Origin of the sequence: Candidatus Accumulibacter sp. ACC003, from assembly GCF_907163085.1 — a bacterium.
Classification (GTDB): domain Bacteria; phylum Pseudomonadota; class Gammaproteobacteria; order Burkholderiales; family Rhodocyclaceae; genus Accumulibacter.
Genome location: NZ_CAJQTX010000009.1, coordinates 559,221 through 579,576, shown reverse-complemented (window position 1 = coordinate 579,576; position 20,356 = coordinate 559,221). Strand labels below are relative to the sequence as shown.

17 protein-coding genes are annotated in these 20,356 nt (G+C 64.8%); 13 read left to right on the top strand and 4 right to left on the bottom strand.

Annotated elements, in window-relative coordinates; all coding sequences use genetic code 11:
* Window positions 1-69: 69 nt before the first annotated feature.
* A complete protein-coding gene (locus QZ656_RS21015) occupies window positions 70-1,719 on the bottom strand; it encodes an NAD(P)-binding protein (protein ID WP_291995207.1) in 1,650 nt (549 codons plus the stop codon).
* 4 nt (window positions 1,720-1,723) lie between these two features.
* Window positions 1,724-3,223, bottom strand: a complete 1,500-nt coding sequence (locus tag QZ656_RS21010; protein WP_291995206.1) for a polyamine aminopropyltransferase — start codon at window positions 3,221-3,223, stop codon at window positions 1,724-1,726.
* Window positions 3,224-3,551: 328 nt separating this feature from the next.
* Here QZ656_RS21010 and ydiK point away from each other — a divergent pair, with 328 nt between their 5' ends.
* From ydiK to QZ656_RS20965, 9 genes are all read left to right on the top strand, one after another.
* Entirely contained in the window at window positions 3,552-4,685 is a 1,134-nt protein-coding gene (gene ydiK / locus QZ656_RS21005) for an AI-2E family transporter YdiK (RefSeq protein ID WP_291995205.1), read from the top strand.
* 116 nt (window positions 4,686-4,801) lie between these two features.
* The gene (locus tag QZ656_RS21000; RefSeq protein ID WP_291995204.1) at window positions 4,802-5,413 is read left to right on the top strand and encodes a riboflavin synthase; all 612 of its coding nucleotides are present in this window, start codon (window positions 4,802-4,804) and stop codon (window positions 5,411-5,413) included.
* Window positions 5,414-5,624: 211 nt separating this feature from the next.
* A complete protein-coding gene (locus tag QZ656_RS20995; protein WP_291995203.1) occupies window positions 5,625-6,146 on the top strand; it encodes a GNAT family N-acetyltransferase in 522 nt (173 codons plus the stop codon).
* Between the two features lie 6 nt (window positions 6,147-6,152).
* The gene (gene dapF, locus QZ656_RS20990; RefSeq protein ID WP_291995202.1) at window positions 6,153-6,983 is read left to right on the top strand and encodes a diaminopimelate epimerase; all 831 of its coding nucleotides are present in this window, start codon (window positions 6,153-6,155) and stop codon (window positions 6,981-6,983) included.
* The gene (locus tag QZ656_RS20985; protein ID WP_291995201.1) at window positions 6,980-7,633 is read left to right on the top strand and encodes a DUF484 family protein; all 654 of its coding nucleotides are present in this window, start codon (window positions 6,980-6,982) and stop codon (window positions 7,631-7,633) included. Before dapF ends, QZ656_RS20985 begins: the two co-directional genes overlap by 4 nt.
* Window positions 7,634-7,643: 10 nt before the next feature.
* The gene (gene xerC, locus QZ656_RS20980) at window positions 7,644-8,579 is read left to right on the top strand and encodes a tyrosine recombinase XerC (RefSeq protein WP_291995200.1); all 936 of its coding nucleotides are present in this window, start codon (window positions 7,644-7,646) and stop codon (window positions 8,577-8,579) included.
* Between the two features lie 227 nt (window positions 8,580-8,806).
* Complete coding sequence (locus QZ656_RS20975) at window positions 8,807-9,820, top strand: NAD(P)-dependent alcohol dehydrogenase (protein WP_291995199.1); 1,014 nt, start codon at window positions 8,807-8,809, stop codon at window positions 9,818-9,820.
* Window positions 9,821-9,906: 86 nt separating this feature from the next.
* Complete coding sequence (locus tag QZ656_RS20970; RefSeq protein ID WP_291995198.1) at window positions 9,907-10,266, top strand: hypothetical protein; 360 nt, start codon at window positions 9,907-9,909, stop codon at window positions 10,264-10,266.
* Window positions 10,267-10,666: 400 nt separating this feature from the next.
* Entirely contained in the window at window positions 10,667-11,980 is a 1,314-nt protein-coding gene (locus tag QZ656_RS20965; protein WP_291995280.1) for a GNAT family N-acetyltransferase, read from the top strand.
* Window positions 11,981-11,999: 19 nt separating this feature from the next.
* Here the strand turns inward: QZ656_RS20965 and QZ656_RS20960 are convergent, their stop codons facing one another.
* A complete protein-coding gene (locus tag QZ656_RS20960; RefSeq protein ID WP_291995279.1) occupies window positions 12,000-13,049 on the bottom strand; it encodes an AraC family transcriptional regulator in 1,050 nt (349 codons plus the stop codon).
* A gap of 232 nt (window positions 13,050-13,281) precedes the next feature.
* Between QZ656_RS20960 and icmF the strand changes: the two genes are divergently transcribed.
* Both icmF and QZ656_RS20950 read left to right on the top strand, forming a co-directional pair.
* Window positions 13,282-16,548, top strand: coding sequence for a fused isobutyryl-CoA mutase/GTPase IcmF (icmF, locus tag QZ656_RS20955; RefSeq protein WP_291995197.1), 3,267 nt, complete (start codon window positions 13,282-13,284; stop codon window positions 16,546-16,548).
* A gap of 112 nt (window positions 16,549-16,660) precedes the next feature.
* The gene (locus tag QZ656_RS20950) at window positions 16,661-17,962 is read left to right on the top strand and encodes an acetyl-CoA hydrolase/transferase C-terminal domain-containing protein (RefSeq protein ID WP_291995196.1); all 1,302 of its coding nucleotides are present in this window, start codon (window positions 16,661-16,663) and stop codon (window positions 17,960-17,962) included.
* A 140-nt stretch (window positions 17,963-18,102) separates the two neighbouring features.
* On the opposite strand, the gene QZ656_RS20945 is transcribed toward QZ656_RS20950, so the two are convergent.
* Entirely contained in the window at window positions 18,103-18,621 is a 519-nt protein-coding gene (locus QZ656_RS20945; protein WP_291995195.1) for an OmpA family protein, read from the bottom strand.
* Window positions 18,622-18,828: 207 nt separating this feature from the next.
* On the opposite strand from QZ656_RS20945, the gene QZ656_RS20940 reads away from it, so the two are divergent.
* Both QZ656_RS20940 and QZ656_RS20935 read left to right on the top strand, forming a co-directional pair.
* Entirely contained in the window at window positions 18,829-19,251 is a 423-nt protein-coding gene (locus tag QZ656_RS20940) for a hypothetical protein (protein WP_291995194.1), read from the top strand.
* Window positions 19,248-20,225, top strand: coding sequence for a CapA family protein (locus QZ656_RS20935; protein ID WP_291995193.1), 978 nt, complete (start codon window positions 19,248-19,250; stop codon window positions 20,223-20,225). The genes QZ656_RS20940 and QZ656_RS20935 overlap by 4 nt, the downstream gene beginning before the upstream one ends.
* Window positions 20,226-20,356 lie beyond the last annotated feature (131 nt).

Below are 20,356 nucleotides of genomic sequence, written 5' to 3'. Positions count from 1 at the left end.
CTTGCGTCGAAAGTCCTGCCGAGCGCACCACCGCTCGGCCGCCAATCGCTGTGCTCGCCAGCCAACGGCTCACTCCAGCGAAGTTTCAAAAGGCACGTCGAGCCGGCGCAGCGTCCGCTCGGCGGCCAGGACGCCGCGATACTGCGCTTCTTCAAAGAGCGAGAAACCGCTGACGTCGGCGTGCGCAAAGAGCAGTCGCCGGCGGTCGACGGTGAACTGCTGGCGGGCGGCGCCGGTGATCAGACCGGGGACGGGCCGGGCCATCGCGTGGCCGTTGCGGAAGACGTCGAGGCGCGTCGTCAGCTGCCGGATGTTGGCGTGCGGTCGTTCGAGCTCGGCGAGGATTTGTTCGGCCCAGGCCGCGCGCGTCGTATCGCGCAGCGCGGCGCGGCCGAGCGGCGGGCTGAAGTCGTCGAAGGCCCGGTACCAGGTCAGTACCGTGGCGCCTGGCCAGAGTCGCATCTGCTGGTGCGTGGCGACGACATAGCCGAGGCCGCTGCCGTCGTAGAGCACGTTGTCCCAGGCCGCCGGTGCACCATGGCGGTCCTTGGGGAAGCGCGACAGCGTCAGGTTGGCAACCAGCCAGGGCGCGTAGCTGTAGGCGCGCGCGGCGGCATGCAGCGCCGGCTCGCCGATAAACACGTAGGGCACGAGGAACAGCGGCGCCGCCCAGATCAGTTGCTCGGCGAACACCCGCAGCGTCCGACCTTCGTCCGCCAGCCAGACGTCGATCGCCAGCTTGCCGGCCGGCTGGCGATCGTCGGCCGGTGCGACGCGAAACGCCAGCGCGCCGGTCAATGAGCGCTCGCCGACACGCTCGTCGATCGAGCGCCGCATGCCGGCCGCCAGCCAGGCGTTGCCGGCTGGCGCGGTGAGAACGGTATCGCTGCTGGCGTTGCGCGCTTCGCCGTCGCGGCACGCGAAATAGTGGATGCCGGCCCACGCCGAGACGGTGGCGCTGTTCGAACCATAGTCGTCACGACACGCGTAATTGACGTACCAGTGCAGCTCGGGTGAGGTGAAGCCCTGCGCCAGCAGCCAGTCGCGCATGCTGATCGTATCGAGCGCCAGCAAATCGGCGTCGCGGCTCGACAGCGCCATCGGCAGGGCGAAAGCGCGTCGGCCGGCGCTGTCGCGGCGGTGCCGGAAGGCTTCCATCTGCGCGAAGAAGCGCGCGTATTGCGCGCGCTCGGCGGCGCCGCCGGCTTGCGGAACGATGCCTTCGTGCCAGCGGCCGTCGCGATAAAGTCGTTCCTGCGGCGTCGCGCACAGATAGCGCTCGTCGTACTCGGGCTGCAGCGCGCGCGGATCGCCCTGCAGGACGCCGAGTTCGGCGAGCAGTTCGCGTACCGCTGTCGCCTCGCGCGTCGGTAAGGGCAGGTAGTGCGCGCCCCAGGGATAGGCACTGACGGCGTTGCGACCGGCACGAGCGTTGCCGCCGACCTCGTCCTCCAGTTCGAGCAGCAGAAAATCGGCGAAGCCCGATCGCGCCAGTTTCCAGCCGGCGGCAAGGCCGCCGATGCCGGCGCCGACAATCAGCACCGGCACTTCGCGGGTCTCGCCCGGCGTCGCCAGTTGGCGATCGCGCAGCCGGTGGCCTGTTGCCAACGAAGTCCCGAGCAGCTCGCCAGGCGGCAGCGGCGGGCGGGCGCCGTCGCAGCCGGTCAGAGAAGCGGCGCCGGCAGCAGCGACCGAGCCGAGGAAGCGGCGGCGATCCATGACCCTAGCGGATTACCTGCCGCCACTCGTTCTCGAAGTAGCGAACCAGCACCTGGCTGTTCAGGCGGTTGACCTCGGCGTCGACGCGCGCCATGTCCTTGGCGAAGAGGAACAACGTCGGCGTCGTCGCCGGTGTCAGGAAGCGGGTGTCTACGCTGTACGCAAGCGGCGGTCGGTAGGCGCGGCGACCGGCGAGGACGAAACCCCATTCGCCGAACGATGGCACCAGCGCGTGGTAGGGCGTCGCCACCAGGCCGACGCTCTCGATGGTGTTGACGATGCACCAGAACGACTGCCGAGCGTAGAGCGGCGAGGTGGACTGGATCACCGCCAGCGCGTCGCCGGCGAGGTGTTTCTCGAGCAGGCGATAGAAAGCCGAACTGTAAAGCTTGCCGATGGCAAAGTTCGACGGGTCGGGAAAATCGACGACGACGAAATCGAACAGCTCGTCGTTGTCCTCCAGCCACTGCAGCGCGTCGGCATTGACCACCTGCACTCGCGGCGAATGCAGGGCATCGTCGTTGAGCTTGCGCAACAAGGGCGCGCTGGCAAACAGCCGGGTCATCGCCGGGTCGAGGTCGACCAGCGTCACCGACTCGACCTGCGGGTACTTCAGAATCTCGCGCAGCGCCAGGCCGTCGCCGCCGCCGAGTACCAGCACCCGCCGCGCCGCCGGCAGCGTCGCCAGCCCGGGATGGACCAGCGCCTCGTGGTAGCGGTACTCGTCGCGCGAACTGAACTGCAGGTTGTTGTTCAGATGCAGGCGCAGGTCGTCCTTCCAGCGGGTGATGACGATCCGTTGGTAGGGCGTGCTCTCGGCGTGCACGATCTCGTCGGCGTAGAGATTGGCCTCGGCCAGCGACGTCAGCTCGCCGGCGGCGATGAAGGCCAGCAGCAATCCGAGCATCGCCGTCGCGCCCTGGGTCAGCAGCCAGCGGAAGTGGCGCAATTGCTCGCGAAACAGCCACCACGCCCACAGCGCCACGGCGACGTTGAGCAGCCCGAACAGCAGGCCGCTGCGCATCAGCCCGAGGTGCGGCACGAGCAGCACCGGAAAGAGGATCGAGACGGCCAGCGCGCCGAGGTAATCGAAGGTCAGTACCTGCGAAACCAGATCCTTGAAAGCCAGGTCGCTCTTCAGAATTCGCATGATCAGCGGAATCTCCAGCCCGACCAGCACGCCGATTCCCGACACCGACAGGTAGAGCGCCAGTTTGAACGGCGCCGGTGACCAGGCAAAGATGAAGAACAGGCCGGTCGCCGACAGACCGCCGATGACCCCGACGATCAATTCGACCTGGATGAAGCGCGCCACCAGATGCTGTTCGACGTAGCGCGACAGCCACGAGCCGATCCCCATGGCGAACAGGTAGCTGCCGATCACCGTCGAGAACTGGGTGACCGAGTCACCGAGCAGATAGCTGGCCAGCGCGCCGGCGATCAACTCGTAGGCCAGACCACATGAAGCGACGATGAACACCGAGAAGAGCAGCGCGTGCTTCATCAGCCGCCCGCCTCAGACAGTGCCAGCGCGCGGCACTGCCCGGCCGCGTCGCCGACGTGTCGAGGGCACTGGCTGAGTGGCGGCGCAGCGCTGTGGAACGGGTCTCTTTTGCACGCCGCCCATTCTAGTCCCGAAAGCCGGCTGCGCCGCCCCTGCCTGCGGCCAGCGCCCGAGCAGCGCTGGCCGCACTCCCGGGCGGGCCGGCCGCCTGCGAAATAAGCTACCATGGCCACTCTTGACGCCGCTTTCTGCGCTTTCATCGACGCCGAGGCCGGTCGTCGAGCACCGCTGGCGGCGGCCGCGAACAGACGATCCGGATGAGTCAACCATGAGCCTTACGACAAACAGACCCGAACTGGCCCGGAACACGCTGGCCATCCTTTTCATTGGCGTGCTGATCGCTGCGGCGGGCTGGATCCTGAAGCCGTTTCTGCCAGCACTGATCTGGGCGACGATGGTCGTCGTCGCCACCTGGCCGGTGATGCGGCGGGTGCAGCGCTACCTCGGCAATCGCCGCACGCCGGCAGTCATCGTGATGACGCTGCTGGTGCTGCTGGTGCTCGTCGTTCCCTTGTCGCTGGCCATCGCCACGCTGGTCGAAAACTCCGAGCGGATCGCCGGCTGGGGAAAATACATCGCCAACGTCGAGGTCCCGGAGCCACCGCACTGGGTGGCCACCGTGCCGCTGATCGGCGACCGGCTGGTACACGGCTGGGACCAACTGGCGGCCGCCGGCCGCACGGGAATTGCCGCCAAGATCGCGCCGTATGCGGGCAACCTGACCAAGTGGTTTGTCGCCGAAGTCGGCAACTTCGGGCTGGTCTTGTTCCAGTTCCTGTTGACCGTTGCCCTGTCGGCGATTCTCTACGCCAGCGGTGAGCACGCCGCCGGCGAGGTGCGGCGCTTCGGCCGTCGCCTGGCCGGTGAACGCGGCGACGGCGCCGTCGTGCTCGCCGCGCAGGCCGTTCGTGCCGTCGCCCTCGGCGTCGGCATTACGGCGCTGGTGCAGTCGATCCTCGGCGGCATCGGTCTGGCCATCGCCGGCGTTCCCCTGGCCGCCATCCTGACGGCCCTGATGTTCATGCTGTGCATCGCGCAACTCGGCCCGACGCTGGTGCTGGCGCCGGCTGTCGTCTGGTTGTACTGGAGCGGCGACACTGGCTGGGGCAGCTTCCTGCTGGTGTGGACGCTGATTGTCGGCACCATGGATAATTTCCTGCGGCCACTGCTGATCAAACAGGGCGCCGACCTGCCATTGCTGCTGATTCTCGCCGGCGTGATCGGCGGCTTGCTGGCCTTCGGTCTGGTCGGCATCTTCGTCGGCCCGGTCGTCCTGGCCGTTGCTTACACGCTGCTCGAGGCCTGGCTGGCGGACGATTTGCTGGTCGTCGGTGGCGCTGCCACTGGCGCCGGCGGCTCACCAGACGCTGCCCGGAAGGGCCCCGACGTCGCTGCTGGCTGATTGCCGACCAGCGCTCGCCGCTGCCCGGCGCGTGGCGGCCGGCGCGCTGCCGACGCGGCGTGGCGGCATGCTAGAATCCGCGCTCCTTGCCATCATCGTTTCGCCGGATTCTCGCCATGTTCTCAGGAATCATCGCCGCCGTTGGCCAAATCACCGCGACCGTGCCACGCCTCGACGGCGCAGCGACGCTTCGCCTGACGATCGACGCCGGCAGACTCGAACTCGACGACGTCGCGGTCGGCGATTCGATTTCCTGCAACGGCGTTTGCCTGACTGTCGTCGACCAGCAGGATCGCTGTTTTCAGGTTGACGTTTCTCCGGAGTCGCTGGCGTGCACCGTTGGCCTCGCCGCACCAGGACCCGTCAACCTCGAGAAAGCGCTGCGCCTGGCCGACCGCCTTGGCGGCCATCTGGTATCGGGTCACGTCGATGGCATCGGCGAGGTAACGTCTTTCGACGCCGTCGGTGACAACCGGCTGCTCGAAATCCGGGCGCCGGCAGAACTCGCCAGATACATCGCCCGCAAGGGCTCGATCACCGTCGATGGCGTCAGCCTGACGACCAACGCGGTCGACGGCAGCCGCTTTACCATCAACCTGATCCCGCACACCCTGGCGGCAACGACTCTCGGACACCTGCAGCGCGGTCACCAGGTTAATCTTGAAATCGACCTCATCGCACGCTATTGCGAACGCTTGCTGAATGCCGATGCCGATGCCGAGCCGTAAAGGGCGTCGATCGCTGTCTGCCTGGAGTCGTTTACCCGACCAGCCAAGGCCAGGCGAACGGTCCGCTGCCGGCGGCGTGTGTCGCTGCGAAGCGCGGCACTGAGTGGACTCGCTACCATTTGCCTTTGCTCATCCTCACCCTTGTCCGCCGCTGCCGTGCCGGCGTTGCGCACGCCGCCGCTACTGGCGCGACGACGCTTTCGGAGCCTCCATGGACGTCTTGATCTCACCCGTCACCGCCGCCGATGTCGAAGCGATTGCCGCGCTGGCGCGCGTCGTCTGGCAGCACACCTACCCGGGAATCATCAGCCAGCAGCAGATCGACTTCATGCTCGCGCAGCGCTATCAGCCGCCGCGCATGCGCGAAGAGTTGACCATGGCCGACATCTGGTGGGATCAGTTGACGCTCGACGGCCAACTGGCCGGCTTTGTTTCCTGCCTTCTGAGCGGCCAGCCCGGCGAGATGAAGCTCGACAAGCTCTATGTCGACCCGCAGCGGCAGCGCATGGGAATCGGCGCCCGGCTCGTCGATCACGTTGTCGCCCGCGCGCTGGCGGTCGGCTGCCAGACGCTGATCCTGGCGGTCAACAAGACCAACCAGCAGGCGATCGCCGCTTATCGGAAGCAGGGCTTTGCGATCCGCGAGTCGGTGTGCGTCGACATCGGCGGCGGCTTCGTCATGGACGACTTTATAATGGCCAGGACACTGCCCGAACGCGCCGCCGGATCCTGAACAACGATGAAGCTGACTTTTGTCAAAATGCACGGATTGGGCAACGACTTCGTCGTCCTCGATGGCGTTCGCCAAGCGCTTGAATTGAGCACTGCGCAGCTCTGCTTGCTCGCTGACCGCCATTTCGGCGTCGGCTGCGACCAGATCCTGCTCGTTGAACGCGCCAGCCGGCCTGGCGTCGACTTCCGCTATCGCATTTTCAACGCCGACGGCGGCGAGGTTGAACAGTGTGGCAACGGCGCGCGTTGCTTCGTGCGCTTTGTGCACGACCAGGGGTTGACCGACAAGCGGGCGATCCGTGTCGAAACGATGAGCGGCGTGATCGTCCCGCGGCTCGAGGACGACGGCACAGTGAGCGTCGACATGGGCGTGCCGGTATTGACCCCGGCGCTGGTTCCATTCATCAGCGCCAGCGACGATCTGCTACAGGCGCTGCAGGTCGCCGACCAGGAGATCGCCATCACCGCCGTCAGCATGGGCAATCCGCACGCCGTGCTGGTCGTCGCCGACGTCGATACGGCGGCCGTCGAGCAGCTCGGGCCGCTGATCGAAGCGCACCCGCGTTTTCCCCGGCGCGTCAATGCCGGCTTCATGCAAATCATCGACCGGCAGGCGATTCGGCTGCGAGTTTTCGAACGCGGCGCCGGCGAAACACTGGCCTGCGGCAGCGGCGCTTGCGCGGCTGTCGTCGCCGGCATCAGCCGTCGCCTGCTCGATACGCCGGTGCACGTGACCATGCGCGGCGGCACGCTGACCGTGGCCTGGCAGGGCGTCGGCACGCCGCTGCTGATGACCGGCCCGGCGGTTACTGTATTCAAGGGAGAAATCGAACTATGAAATCTGACGACGTCGCGCTCTACCTGCAGGACAACCCACAGTTTTTCGAGGAACACTCGGACCTGATGAGCAACATGGTCATTCCGCATCCGCACGGCGGCCGGACGATCTCGATCACCGAACGCCAGATGCTGGCGCTGCGCGACAAGAACAAGAAACTCGAAAGCAAGATGGGCGAGTTGCTGCAGTTCGGCGAGGAAAACGACGGGATCAGCGAAAAAATGCACCGGCTGGCGGTGGGGATGATCGCTGCCGGCAGTTTCCAGGCGGTGCTGCATACGCTGAACTTCCATCTGCGCGACGATTTTGCCGTACCACATCTCGCCGTGCGCCTCTGGGACCGCCCGGACGACACCGAGGAGCTGCCGGAGTTTGCGCAGGTCAGCCACGAGCTGCAGACCTTTGCCGAAACGCTGACGCAACCCTACTGTGGGTCGACCAGCGGCTTCGAGACGTCGTCGTGGTTCGGTGAAGCGTCCCTGCACGTCCGCTCGCAAGCGCTGATCGCGATGCGCAACGGCGGCGGCACGATCGGCATGATCGCCATGGGCAGCGAAGACGTCGAACGCTTCTACGCCGGCATGGGGACGATCTACCTCGAACGTCTCGGCGAAATGGCTTCGGCAGCACTGGCGCGCGTCCTGCGCTGATCGCCCGACGATGACCGCCAGCGAGCGCGTCGCCGACGACCGCCACGCCAGGGTCAAGGCCTACCTCGACGAGCTGGCGCAGCAACGACGCCTGTCACCGCATACGGTCAGCAACTATCGGCGTGACCTCGAATCGCTGTGCGACCTGATCGCCGACCTGCCGGACAGCGGTGGCGGCGGCTTCGAGACCATGCAAACGCCACACATCCGCCGCTTCGTCGCGCAGCTGCACGGCCGTGGCCTCGGTGGCCGCTCGCTCGGGCGCACTCTTTCGGCGTGGCGAGGCTTTTACCGCTGGCTCGGCCAGCGCGGCACGGTGACGCTTAACCCGGTTGACGGCGTGCGACCACCGAAAAGCCCGAAGGCGCTACCCAAAGCGCTCTCGCCAGACGAGGCAAGTCGCCTGCTCGATGCCGCCGACGACAACGTGCTGGCGATTCGCGACCAGGCGATCTTCGAGCTGTTCTACTCGTCGGGCCTGCGCCTGGCCGAGCTCGCCGCACTCGACCTCGCGTGCCTTGAAGACCTGCTTGCCGGCGAGGTGCGCGTTATCGGCAAGCGCCGCAAACTGCGCATCGTGCCGGTCGGCAGCAAGGCCAGGGAAGCGGTGGCGGTGTGGGCCGCGCAACGTCCGCAGCTGGCGGCGGCCGGCGAGCTCGCCTTGTTCGTCGGCCGCCGCGGCAAGCGCCTGGGTGTACGCATGATCCAGCTGCGGCTGGCCAGGCGCGGCTTGACGCAGGGGCTGCCGGCGCGCGTTCATCCGCACATGTTGCGCCACTCCTTCGCTTCGCACGTTCTGCAATCGTCGGGTGACCTGCGCGCCGTCCAGGAAATGCTCGGGCACGCCAGCATCGCCTCGACGCAGGTCTACACACATCTCGACTTCCAGCATCTGGCAGCGGTTTACGACCAGGCGCATCCGCGCGCCAAACGCAAGGCGGATTAGCGCCGGGCTTGCTGTTCAGGGAGTCGCTACGGCGCCTACGCTGATCCCTTGTGCCGCAAGCGCTTCCAGAGTCGAGCAACCCCTGGTCGTAGCGAATCCGGAATTGACCGTGCTTGGCTGCGCCCCCTATACTTTTTGCCGTCGGCGTCCCGCTGCAGTTTTCTGGCGGAGGCTTTGCGCGCACCGGCGCGCATGATGTATCGGACAACAGCAGGAGCGGTCAGGCGATGAGAGTCTTCCAGATCCAGGACAGTTGGGGCTTCGAGCACCTGCAGCTGGCGACTCGCGCCGATCCGCAACCCGGCCCCGGGCAGGTGCTGTTGCGGATGAAAGCCGCGTCGCTGAATTATCGCGATCTCGTCGTGCCGAATCGTGGCTACGGGTCGTTCACCGGCGAGTTGCCGCTGATTCCCGTTTCCGACGGCGTTGCTGAAGTCGTCGAGCTTGGCGCCGGCGTCAGCCGGGTGCAGGTCGGCGATCGCGTCTGCCCGTGTTTCCATCAGGGCTGGCTGGCCGGCGAACCCGACCTCGAGCGACTCACGCAGACGCTCGGCGGGCCGCTCGACGGCATGATGGCCGATCTGGTCTGCCTTCCCGAAGCCGGCGTCGTCAAGGTACCCGCGCATCTCGGCGACGAAGAAGCGGCAACGCTGCCGTGTGCCGCGCTCACTGCCTGGAGTGCGCTCGTCAGCCACGACACGCTCGGCCCGGGGTCGCGCGTTTTGGTGCAGGGAACGGGCGGCGTCGCGCTGTTCGCGCTGCAGTTCGCCAAGCTGCTGGGCGCGCAGGTGACGATCATTTCGTCGAGCGACGCCAAGCTGGCGCGCGCGCAAGCGCTCGGCGCCGATGCCGGGATCAATTACGTGACGACGCCAGAATGGGCGAAGGCCGCGCGCGCGATCAGCGGCGGTCGCGGCTTCGATCACATTGTGGAACTCGGCGGCGAGAAAACCTTGCCGCAGTCGCTGCGCTGCATCCGTCCCGGCGGGACGCTGTCGATGATCGGCGTCTTGTCCGGAGCCAGCCTGGCCGCGCCGCTCGGCCTGGTCGTGACGCGGCGGGTGCGTCTGCAGGGAATCACCGTCGGTCACCGCGACGCCTTCGAGGCGATGCTGCGGGCGATCGAGCAGCATCGGTTGCGGCCGGTGGTCGACCGCGTCTTCGCCTTCGAAGAGCTCAAGGATGCGCTGCGCTACCTGCAGAGTGGCGCCCACTTCGGGAAGATCTGCATCCGCCACTGAATGGGCCGAGGTCGCCGCCCGGCGGTCGAAGCGCGGCCGCGAGCCGCCAGGTCGGCTGCGCGGCGTTTTTGTGAATGGAGAAACAGATGCCCCGTCCCGCGCCACCACCGTCGCTGCGCTTCTGTTATTCCGAAGAGCTGCACCTCAGGACGATGCAGCTCCTGGACATTCTGGAGAACGCCGAAGACCCGACCGAGCACCGTAGCGCGCTTGGCGATCTGGCCGCGGAACTGACCAGCAAGGGACTCGACTACTATTTTCTCAAGCCGCTGGAGCTCGCCAAAGTGGGCTTTGTCGTGCAGCAGTCGGCCAATCTCGGCGTCGCTGGCGCCACCCGGATCATGGCGCCGATGATCCGCAATATCATCGGTCGACTCGACAAGACGCAGTTGCTGGTGATCAGTGACTATATCCGGCAGTTGATGGACGCGCCACGTCGGCGCTAGCGAGCTTCGGGCCTGGCTGTGCGACGCTGGCAAGCAGGCCGCGCGTGTGCCCCGCCGCCGAGCAGCCAGAATGTTTGTCACGACTTCCGGAGCCAAGTCAGTCTGTTGGCAGGCGGCGGTCGAAGGCTGCAACGTTGGCAGGGCTCGGACGGCGTCGGCCAGTGCCGGCCACGAGCGACGATCGAGAAGCCGGCGAACAGTCCGGTTGGCGGCCTTCGCTTTTGATAACATGATGCCGACAAAGTCCTGGGCCACCTGCCATGCTCTGTAATCCTTCCGGTGAATTCCCGATACACTACGCGTCTTCGCTTTGGCGTTGTCTGCGGCAACGTCCACTGCGTTTGCGCCTACATGTCGATTGCGTGCGCTTGGCTGAGTCGCAGGTGTCGAGAGGGGAGTGATGATCCGAAAACTGCTCTCGCCGGTACGGAAATTGCTAAGCCGAACGGCGAAAAAGCTGTTCAACTTTCTCCCGAGGAAACGGCGTTTTGCTGTCTATCGCAATTTCGTCGATTGCAATCCGAATCCGGACGAGCGCCTGGTCCTGAAGATCGCCGAGACGCAGGAAGAGCTCGAGGCATGCTTTGCCCTGCTGCACGACGCCTACGTCGCCAGCGGCTTCATGAACCCCGACCCATCGGGGATGCGCGTCACCATCTACCACGCCTTGCCGACGACCACCACGCTGTGCGCCAAGTACGACGACAAAGTGGTCGGTACGCTGTCCTTGATCAGGGAGAGCGTGCTGGGCTTTCCGCTGCAGCGGATCTTCGATCTGACGGCCTTGCGGGAAAAGAAAGGGAATATCGCCGAGGTTTCGGCGCTGGCCATCCACCCGCGCTTTCGGCGCACGGGTGGCAGCATCCTCTTCCCGCTGATGAAGTTCATGTACGAGTACTGCACGACCTTTTTTGACACGCGGCATCTGGTCATCGCGGTCAACCCCAGCCATATCGAGATGTATGAATCGCTGCTGTTCTTCCAGCGCTTGACGCAGAAAGTCGTCGAGAACTACGACTTCGTGAATGGCGCACCGGCGGTCGGTGCGACGCTGGACCTCGGTTTGGCGCCCGAGATTTTCAAGCGTCACTATGGATCAAAGCCGCCGAAGCGGAACTTGTACGCTTTCTTCACGCAGGTGAAGTTGGCCAATATCAAGCTGCCGCAACGTCGCTTCTACACCACCAACGATCCGGTGCTGACGCCCGAGTTGCTCGATCACTTCTTCAACGTGCGGACGCAGGTTTTCGCTCTGCTGAGCGAACGCAAGAAGGGCCTGCTGCATACCATCTACGATCTGCCCGCGTACCACGAGGTGTTGCCGGCACTTGCCAAAGGCAAGCAGAACGACACTGCTCGTCGGCGTCACCGGCGCTTTTCGTACAAATGTCCGGCGACGTTTGTGATCGTCGCCGACGGCGTCGAGAACCGGACCAACATGGAAATTGTCCAGCTGTCGTGCGACGGCTTTCAGGCGCACGCCCCGGATGTGGCTTGGGTTCCGATCAACGTCTGGGGTCGAATGAAGATTCAGCTCGGCGCCAATGAGGTGTCGAGTATCTGGGCTTCGGCGTCATGCGAGCTGGCAGACGGGATCTACGTTTTCCAGATGGGCGAGCCGGATCTGATCTGGCGCAAGTTCGTCAATGCACTGGACAGCGGCAGTACGCACGCCGACCTGCAAAACGCGACGCGCTTCATGAGCGAGCGCTGATCCGCCACCTTCACCACGGTCACCGTCGCGCTGGCCGCGACGCGCTGGCCGCTTGTTCGCGGCCGCGCGTGTCGTGCCCGCCGCCAGCCTCCTGTAGTTTCTTTCGGTAGTGCGCCGGTGCCATCCCGGTCCAGCGCAGGAAAGCCCGGTAAAAAGCCGCACTATCGGCAAAACCCAGGTCGGCGGCAATTTGCGTCAGTGCTTGCTTGCTCGTCGCCAGGCGGCTGATCGCCAGGTCGCGTCGCCAGGCGTCCTTGCTGGCCTGAAAGCTCGATCCCTCCTCTTGCAGCCGGCGATGCAGCGTACGTGGCGACAAATGCAAGGCGCGCGCCACTTCCTTGAGTGAGCCGGCCGCCGGCAGCGTATCGCGGAGGATGTCACGCACGCGCAAGACCGTTTCGCGGTCGCGCCGGTAGAGCGTCGTCAGCTTGCCTGGCGCGCCTTCAAGAAAGCTCTGCAGCGCGGCTTCATCGCGGCGCACCGGCAAGTCCAGGAGCTTGGCGGCGAAGCGGGCGCTGAGGATCTCGGCGTCGAAGCTCGAGCGTGCGGTGTAGATCAGCGCGTAATCCGCCGCGTGCGCCGGCCGCGGGTAGGGAAAGGCGACGGCGTCAAAAACGATGTTGCGCCCGACCAGCCACGAGAGCAATCCGTGCAGCAGGCGCAACAACCATTCGAAGGCAAATACCCGGCCGATGAGCAGCGGACGCGTCTCGCTGATGCACAGGCTGGCTTGCTCGGGAGTGCTGTCGAGGCCGACAGCCAGGTCGGGAAGTAGCAGCCGCAGAAAACGGGCGCTGCGCGCGATGGCGACAGCCAGCGTTGGCGCGGTGATGGTGCCGCGACAGAGCAATTCGAAGCTACCGACGCGCATCGGCAGCGAAAATAGTCCGAAGCCTTCGTCGTCGAGTTCGTGGTTGATCAGGTTGTAGAGCGCGGCATAGCGGTCGATGGGAATTCGGACATTGGCGTCGGCGAGTAGCTGCGGAGCGATATGGGCGTTTTCGAGCAAGGGCGCCGTATCGCGCCTGGCGTGCTGCAGACCGGCCAGCATTCCCTGCACGAAGGCCATGGCCACTGTCGCGCGTGCCGGGGCCTGCGCCCGGGCCTTGGCGGCTGGCGGATCCTGCTGGCTAATCTTCTGCGGGGGCTCCATGCTTGACAGCATATTTCAAGTTGGCGAGATTTACACGGTTGACGGCGGTTCGGGTAATGGCTTTATTGGCCACAAGTTCCTACCATGTACTTCCCCTGGCAGTTTCCTGCAAGCGGGACCCTTCCGATTTTTATGGAGCGCGAACCTGATGACCGACCTGTCCATTGCCAAGAAGCTTCTGCCCTACAAACCGCAGCACAAAGTGCGCTTTGTCACCGCCGCCTCCTTGTTCGATGGCCACGACGCGTCGATCAACATCATGCGCCGGATTTTGCAGGCGACCGGCGCCGAGGTCATCCATCTGGGCCACAACCGTTCGGTACAGGAGATCGTCAATGCCGCCTTGCAGGAAGATGTGCAGGGCATCGCGATCACCTCGTACCAGGGCGGGCACGTCGAATTCTTCAAGTACATGATCGACCTGCTGCAGGCTGGCGGCGGCGAGAACATCAAGGTTTTCGGCGGCGGCGGCGGGGTGATCGTGCCGAGCGAGATCGAAGAACTGCACGCCTATGGCGTGGCGCGCGTGTACTCGCCGGAAGACGGCCAGTCGATGGGCCTGCAGGGGATGATCAACGAGGTCGCGGCGCAGGCCGACTTCGACCTCTCGGCGCTGGCGCCTCAGGAAGCCGACGCCGTCCTCGGCGCGCTGCAAGCCGGCGACCGCCGGCAGTTGGCGCAGATCATCACCGCGCTCGAGAACGGCATCTACCCGGCGGCGCTGCGCCAGCGCCTGCTTGACGCCGCGGCCGGGCTGAAAGTCCCGACCCTGGGAATCACCGGTACCGGCGGCGCCGGCAAGTCGTCCTTGACCGACGAGCTGGTGCGCCGCTGCCGCCTCGATCAGAGCGACAGCATCAAGCTGGCGATCATTTCCATCGATCCCTCGCGCAAGCGCACCGGCGGCGCGTTGCTCGGCGACCGCATCCGGATGAACGCCATCGAACATCCGAATATCTACATGCGCTCGCTGGCGACGCGCGAAACCGGCTCCGAGCTTTCGTCAGCGCTGCCGGAAGTGCTGGCCGCCTGCAAGCTGGCCGGCTTCGATCTGGTGATCGTCGAAACGTCGGGGATCGGTCAGGGCAACGCGGCGATCGTGCCGCTGGTCGACGTTTCGCTATACGTGATGACGCCCGAGTTCGGCGCCGCGTCGCAGCTCGAGAAGATCGACATGCTCGACTTTGCCGATTTCGTGGCCATCAACAAGTTTGACCGCAAGGGCGCCGAGGACGCGCTGCGTGACGTCCGCAAGCAGTATCAGCGTAACCACGAGGCCTTCGATCAGGCCACCGAGGCGATGCCCGTCTTCGGCACCATGGCCGCGCGCTTCAACGACGACGGCGTCACCGCGCTATACCAGGCGATGCTTCCCAGCCTGCAGGGTTTCGGGCTGAAACTGAAGAAAGGCAAGCTGCCGCTGGTCGCCGTCCGGCAATCGTCGAACCAGCTGGCGATCGTTCCCGCGCAGCGCGTGCGTTACCTGGCCGAGATCGCCGAGGCGCTGCGCAGCTACCACGCGCATACCCGCGAGCAGGCAGAAATCGCCCACCAGCGCCAGTCGCTGCGCACGGCGAAAGCGCTGTTTGTCAGTCGCGGCAAGCCGGCCGGCGACTTCGATGAGCTGATCGACTGGAAGGCCGGGCAGCTTGATGCCCGGGCGAGCAAGCTGCTCGACATGTGGCCGAAGACTGTCGAGCTCTACGCGCAGGACGAGTACGTGGTCAAGATCCGCGACAAGGAGATACGCACCCGGCTGACCAACAAGTCGCTCTCCGGGACGCGAATCCGCAAGGTCTCGCTGCCGACCTACCAGGACGACGGCGAAGTGCTGCGCTTCCTGATGAAAGAAAACGTTCCGGGGTCCTTCCCGTTCACCGCTGGCGTCTTTGCCTTCAAACGCGAAAACGAGGATCCGACGCGGATGTTTGCCGGCGAAGGCGACGCTTTTCGCACCAACCGCCGCTTCAAGAAGGTCTCCGAGGGGATGCCCGCCAAGCGCTTGTCGACGGCTTTTGATTCGGTCACCCTCTACGGTTGCGACCCGGACGCCAGGCCCGACATCTACGGCAAGGTCGGCAACTCGGGCGTGTCGATCGCCAGCCTCGACGACATGAAGGTCCTCTTTGACGGCTTCGAGCTGTGTGCGCCGACGACCTCGGTGTCGCTGACCATCAACGGGCCAGCGCCGATCATCCTGTCGATGTTCTTCAACGCTGCGATCGACCAGCAGGTCGACAAGTTCCGCAGCGACAACGGCCGCGATCCGACCGAGGACGAGATCGCAAAAATCCGCGTGTGGGTGCTCGCCAACCTGCGCGGCACCGTCCAGGCCGACATTCTCAAGGAGGACCAGGGGCAGAATACCTGCATCTTCTCGACCGAATTCGCGCTCAAGATGATGGGCGACATCCAGGAATTTTTCGTCCATCACGATATTCGCAACTTCTACTCGGTATCGATTTCCGGTTACCACATCGCCGAAGCCGGCGCCAATCCGATTTCGCAACTGGCGTTCACGCTGGCCAACGGCTTCACCTACACCGAAGCGTATCTGGCGCGCGGCATGCACATCGACGACTTTGCACCCAACCTGTCGTTCTTCTTCAGCAACGGCATGGACCCCGAGTATTCGGTGATCGGCCGCGTCGCCCGCCGTATCTGGGCGGTGGCGATGAAGAACAAGTACGGCGCCAGCGAACGCAGCCAGAAGCTGAAGTACCATGTCCAGACATCGGGGCGCTCGCTGCACGCGCAGGAGATGTCGTTCAACGACATCCGCACGACGCTGCAGGCGCTGATCGCCATTTACGACAACTGCAATTCGCTGCACACCAACGCCTACGACGAAGCGATCACCACGCCGACCGAGGAATCGGTTCGCCGGGCGATGGCCATCCAGCTGATCATCAACCGCGAGTGGGGCCTGGCGATGAACGAGAACCCGAATCAGGGCTCGTTCATCATCGACGAGCTGACCGATCTGGTCGAAGAAGCCGTTCTCAAGGAGTTTGAAGCGATTGCTTCGCGCGGCGGCGTCCTCGGGGCGATGGAGACCGGTTACCAGCGCGGCAAGATCCAGGAGGAGTCGCTGTACTACGAGCACAAGAAGCACGACGGTTCGTTCCCGATCGTCGGCGTCAACACCTTCCGCAACCCGAAAGGCGACGCCCAGGTCGAGATCGAACTGGCGCGTTCGACCGAAGAAGAGAAGCAGTCGCAACTCAAGCGTCTGCGCGACTTCCACGAACGCCACGCGGCGGCGTCGGGCGCGATGCTCGAACGCCTGCAGCAGACGGTCATCGACAACGGCAATGTTTTCGCGGTGCTGATCGACGCCGTTCGCGTCTGTTCGCTCGGGCAAATTACCAATGCGCTTTACGACGTCGGCGGCCAGTATCGTCGTAGCATGTAGTCCGCCGCTTGTTCTGCGTAGAAAGGAGGTACGGCGTTACCAGAAAGCGTAGCCGGCTGGTAGCGCCGAGTTCCGGAAAAGCGATTGTTGACCAACAAGGAGGGGATGAAGCATGTCGGATATTTACCAGCGGATCTACCAGAGCAAGAAAATGGCTGCAGCAGACGCCATGGGTCTGGTCGAGAATGGCGACCTGATCAGCGTGCCAACCGGCGTCGGCGAGCCGCCGACGCTGCTGACGGCGCTGTCCGAACAACGGCAGCGCTTGCACGGGGTGACCGTGGCACAGATTCTGCCCCTGCGGAAATACGCTTATATTGACCGCGAGACCGTCGACAACGTCCGCCATCTGGCCTTTTTCTATGGTGGCGCGAGTCGGGCCGGTGGCCAGGAAGGCTGGATCGACTACCTGCCGAGCTACTTCTCCGAGATGCCGGCGCTGATCAGGAACCGGCAGATTCGCGTCGACGTGGTGTTCACCATGGCTTCGCCAATGGACGAGCACGGCTATTTCTCGATCAGCCTGGGAACCGACTACACCATGGCGGCGATCAGCGTGGCGCGGGTGGTGATTCTCGAGGTCAATCCCAACGTGCCGTTCACCAATGGCAACTGCCACGTCCATGTCTCGCAGATTGCCGGCCTGATCGAGAGCGACGAGCCGGTGCTCGAGGTCGGGCTGCCGCAGATCGGCAAAGTGCAGGAGGCGATCGGCGAATACGTCACCGACATTATCGAGGACGGATCGACGCTGCAGATCGGTTATGGCGCCATTCCCGACGCGGTCGTCATGCAGCTGGTCAACAAGCACGATCTCGGCATCCACACCGAGATGATCGGCGACGGCATCCTCAAGCTGCTCGAATGCGGCGCGGTAACCAACCGCAAGAAGACCTATCTGCCGGGCAAGATGGTCGCCACCTTCGCGCTGGGCTCGCAGCAGCTCTACCGCTTCATGCACCGCAACCCGATGCTCGAGATGCACCCGGTCGACTACACCAATGATCCCTTCCTCGCGGCCCGCAACGACAAGCTGGTGACGATCAACGCGACGCTGCAGGTCGATCTGATCGGCCAGTGCTGTTCCGAGAGTTTTGGTCCGCAGTCGTACTCGGGAACCGGCGGGCAGGTTGATTTCGTCCGTGCCGCCAACCGTTCGCGCGACGGCAAGTCGTTCATCGTCCTGCCGGCTACCGCCAAGGGCGACAGCATCTCGCGGATCGTTCCGACGCTGACCGCGGGGGCGCACGTGACAACCAGCAAGAACGACGTCAACTACGTGGTGACCGAATACGGTCTCGCGCAGTTGCGCGGCAAGAGCGCCAAACAAAGAGCGCAGGCGTTGATCGGCATAGCCCATCCCGATTTTCGTGGCGAGCTCACCGAGGCTGCACGCAAGTTGAACCTGCTGTAGGGTTTGCGGCAAGAAGCGATGCGACGGTCAGTGTGACCGCGGCGGTTGGCACTGGCCATCGTCGCCGACCGCTGCATCGTCTGCCGGCGATCGGCGTGCCGCTCGCTGATCGACCGCCGTCGACCAGCGAGCGCGAAAGCTCAGCGCCGTTCGTAGATCAGTTCGACCTTGCGCATGCTCTGCCAGCAAGCTTCGGCGTCGCATGCTTCCTTGCTGCTGTGCTCGCTGCCGACCGGCAGGCGGCGAATCTGGTTGCGCGGAACGCCGAGCGCGCGCAGCTTGTCGCTGACTGCTTCGGTACGCTTGTCGGCGATCGCCAGGTTGTAGGCGGCGCTCCCCTGATTGTCGGTATGGCCGACCAGGGTCACCAGCAACTGCGCTTCGTCTTTCAGTCGCAGGGCATTCTGGCGAAGCGTTTCAATTCCCTCGTGACTGATCGTTGCCTCGCCAAAGCCAAAATAGACGGTCCTCTTGGCCGGATCATCAGCGAAGGGCGTGCCGGCTAGCGGTCGCGCAGACGGCGTCGACGGACGCGCCGACTGCCGCGAAGCGGCTTGTGCGGATGGATCGACGGGCGGCGGTTTATCGACCGTGCTGCAAGCGCTCAGCAAGAGAACGCAGACGAGGCCGTAACGGCGAACAAAAAGCGAAGAGGGCATGGGCGAGGAACCGGCAGGTCGACAGACGAGGTAGTACGCAAGAGCCCGCTAGTTTAGCAATGATTGCCATTCGCTAGCGCTGTCGATCGAGAAACTCCGGAACTGCCGGAATCCTGCGCTGCGCTTGCCACATTCTTGATCGCGGCCATTGACCCGCTGCTGCCCGCTGCCGATACTAGGCGGTCGCCATCTTCTCCTCCTGTCGCCATGCTTGGCTCTTGCCCGCGTCCGAACGCCAGTCCCCTGCTGCTGTGCTTGATTCTCGTCGTGCCAGCGCACGCCGAGACGGTCAGTTGCCACGTCACCTACGGTGGTGAAACCCGGCTGCTCGATGCCCGGCCAGTCACTTCGTCGTACGCGGTGCCGGTGCAGGCGATCGGCTCCTACTTCCTGTTCCGCATTGTTTTCCAGAAGGAGCCGCACGATCTGGCGGCGGTCAAGCTCTACGTTCTGGCGGCCAGGGACAGCGGGCCGGTGCCGATTCATCAGGCGACCTACCCCTACCCACCGCCGCGGGCCGAGCGCTCGCCCTACGGTTTTACCGGTCTGAACCACGTTTATGAGCCACTCCGGGACGGTGAGTTGCAGTACTGGTGCGATTGGTCGGCGGCAGCCGGCGCCACATCATGAGCCGCCTACGCGCCTGTCGCTGGCTGGTCGTTGCCCTGGGACTAGCGCTGGCCATCCCGGCAGGCGCCGACCCGCTGCGCCTGTTGTTCGTCGGCGACGTCATGCTCGACGACGGGCCGGGCCGGCTGATCGGCCGTGGTGGCGACCCGCTTGCCGCTTTCGCGCCGCTGCTGCAAGACGCCGATTACACCATCGGCAACCTCGAATGCCCGATTGCCACGCAGGGGCAAGCGCTCGATAGCAAGATCTTCAGTTTTCGCGCCGACCCGCGCGTCTTGGCGGTGCTCAAGGGCCGCTTCGACGCGCTGGCGGTGGCCAACAACCATTCCGGCGATTACGGGCAGGTGGCTTTTCTGGAGACGCTGGACCATCTCGCCGGCCAGGGCATTGCCGCCTTCGGCGGTGGGCACAACCTGCAAGAGGCGCACCAGGCGCTGTGGATAGTTCGCAACGGCCTGCGCGTCGCGGTGCTGGCGTACAACGAATTCAAGCCGCGTTCCTTTGAAGCCGGCCCGGACTGGCCGGGGGTCGCCTGGAGCGAAGACAGCCAGGTCGTCGCCGACATTCGCGCCGCGCGGGCAGCCGGCGCCGATCTGGTGATTCCCTTCATGCACTGGGGCTGGGAGCGCGAGTCGCAACCGAGCGAGCGCCAGCGCCAGCTGGCGCGGACGATGATCGACGCCGGCGCCGACCTGGTCGTCGGCGGTCACCCGCACGTCACACAGACCGTCGAGTATTACCAGGGCAAGCTGATCGTCTATAGCCTGGGCAATTTCGTCTTCGACGGTTTTGCCGATTCCGCTGCTCGTACCGGCTGGGTGCTGCGCGTGACGCTCGACAAGGGCGGGCTGCTGTCGTGGGAGACGCTGGCCGCGCAGATCGACGACGACGGCAGTCCGCAGCCGCAAGCCGGTGTAGCGACACCCTGCGGTCGTGCCGGCGATACGACTGTCCGGGAATGCGTCAACCGCTGAGCGGTGGGGGTCGGCAAGCCGCTGCCCCGTGTAATCCGTGCCAGAGCTTCGACCTGCTCGGTGGCGGCGGTGGCCTGAGCGCTCGGCTGCGCCGGCTCAGTCTGACCGCACAATGCGCTTCCGACTGGCGT

Coding starts and splice junctions, on each gene's coding strand:
- QZ656_RS21015 (WP_291995207.1), bottom strand. CDS start 1,719: ATGGATCGCCGCCGCTTCCTCGGCTCGGTCGCTGCTGCCGGCGCCGCT.
- QZ656_RS21010 (WP_291995206.1), bottom strand. CDS start 3,223: ATGAAGCACGCGCTGCTCTTCTCGGTGTTCATCGTCGCTTCATGTGGT.
- ydiK (WP_291995205.1), top strand. CDS start 3,552: ATGAGCCTTACGACAAACAGACCCGAACTGGCCCGGAACACGCTGGCC.
- QZ656_RS21000 (WP_291995204.1), top strand. CDS start 4,802: ATGTTCTCAGGAATCATCGCCGCCGTTGGCCAAATCACCGCGACCGTG.
- QZ656_RS20995 (WP_291995203.1), top strand. CDS start 5,625: ATGGACGTCTTGATCTCACCCGTCACCGCCGCCGATGTCGAAGCGATT.
- dapF (WP_291995202.1), top strand. CDS start 6,153: ATGAAGCTGACTTTTGTCAAAATGCACGGATTGGGCAACGACTTCGTC.
- QZ656_RS20985 (WP_291995201.1), top strand. CDS start 6,980: ATGAAATCTGACGACGTCGCGCTCTACCTGCAGGACAACCCACAGTTT.
- xerC (WP_291995200.1), top strand. CDS start 7,644: ATGACCGCCAGCGAGCGCGTCGCCGACGACCGCCACGCCAGGGTCAAG.
- QZ656_RS20975 (WP_291995199.1), top strand. CDS start 8,807: ATGAGAGTCTTCCAGATCCAGGACAGTTGGGGCTTCGAGCACCTGCAG.
- QZ656_RS20970 (WP_291995198.1), top strand. CDS start 9,907: ATGCCCCGTCCCGCGCCACCACCGTCGCTGCGCTTCTGTTATTCCGAA.
- QZ656_RS20965 (WP_291995280.1), top strand. CDS start 10,667: ATGATCCGAAAACTGCTCTCGCCGGTACGGAAATTGCTAAGCCGAACG.
- QZ656_RS20960 (WP_291995279.1), bottom strand. CDS start 13,049: ATGGCCTTCGTGCAGGGAATGCTGGCCGGTCTGCAGCACGCCAGGCGC.
- icmF (WP_291995197.1), top strand. CDS start 13,282: ATGACCGACCTGTCCATTGCCAAGAAGCTTCTGCCCTACAAACCGCAG.
- QZ656_RS20950 (WP_291995196.1), top strand. CDS start 16,661: ATGTCGGATATTTACCAGCGGATCTACCAGAGCAAGAAAATGGCTGCA.
- QZ656_RS20945 (WP_291995195.1), bottom strand. CDS start 18,621: ATGCCCTCTTCGCTTTTTGTTCGCCGTTACGGCCTCGTCTGCGTTCTC.
- QZ656_RS20940 (WP_291995194.1), top strand. CDS start 18,829: ATGCTTGGCTCTTGCCCGCGTCCGAACGCCAGTCCCCTGCTGCTGTGC.
- QZ656_RS20935 (WP_291995193.1), top strand. CDS start 19,248: ATGAGCCGCCTACGCGCCTGTCGCTGGCTGGTCGTTGCCCTGGGACTA.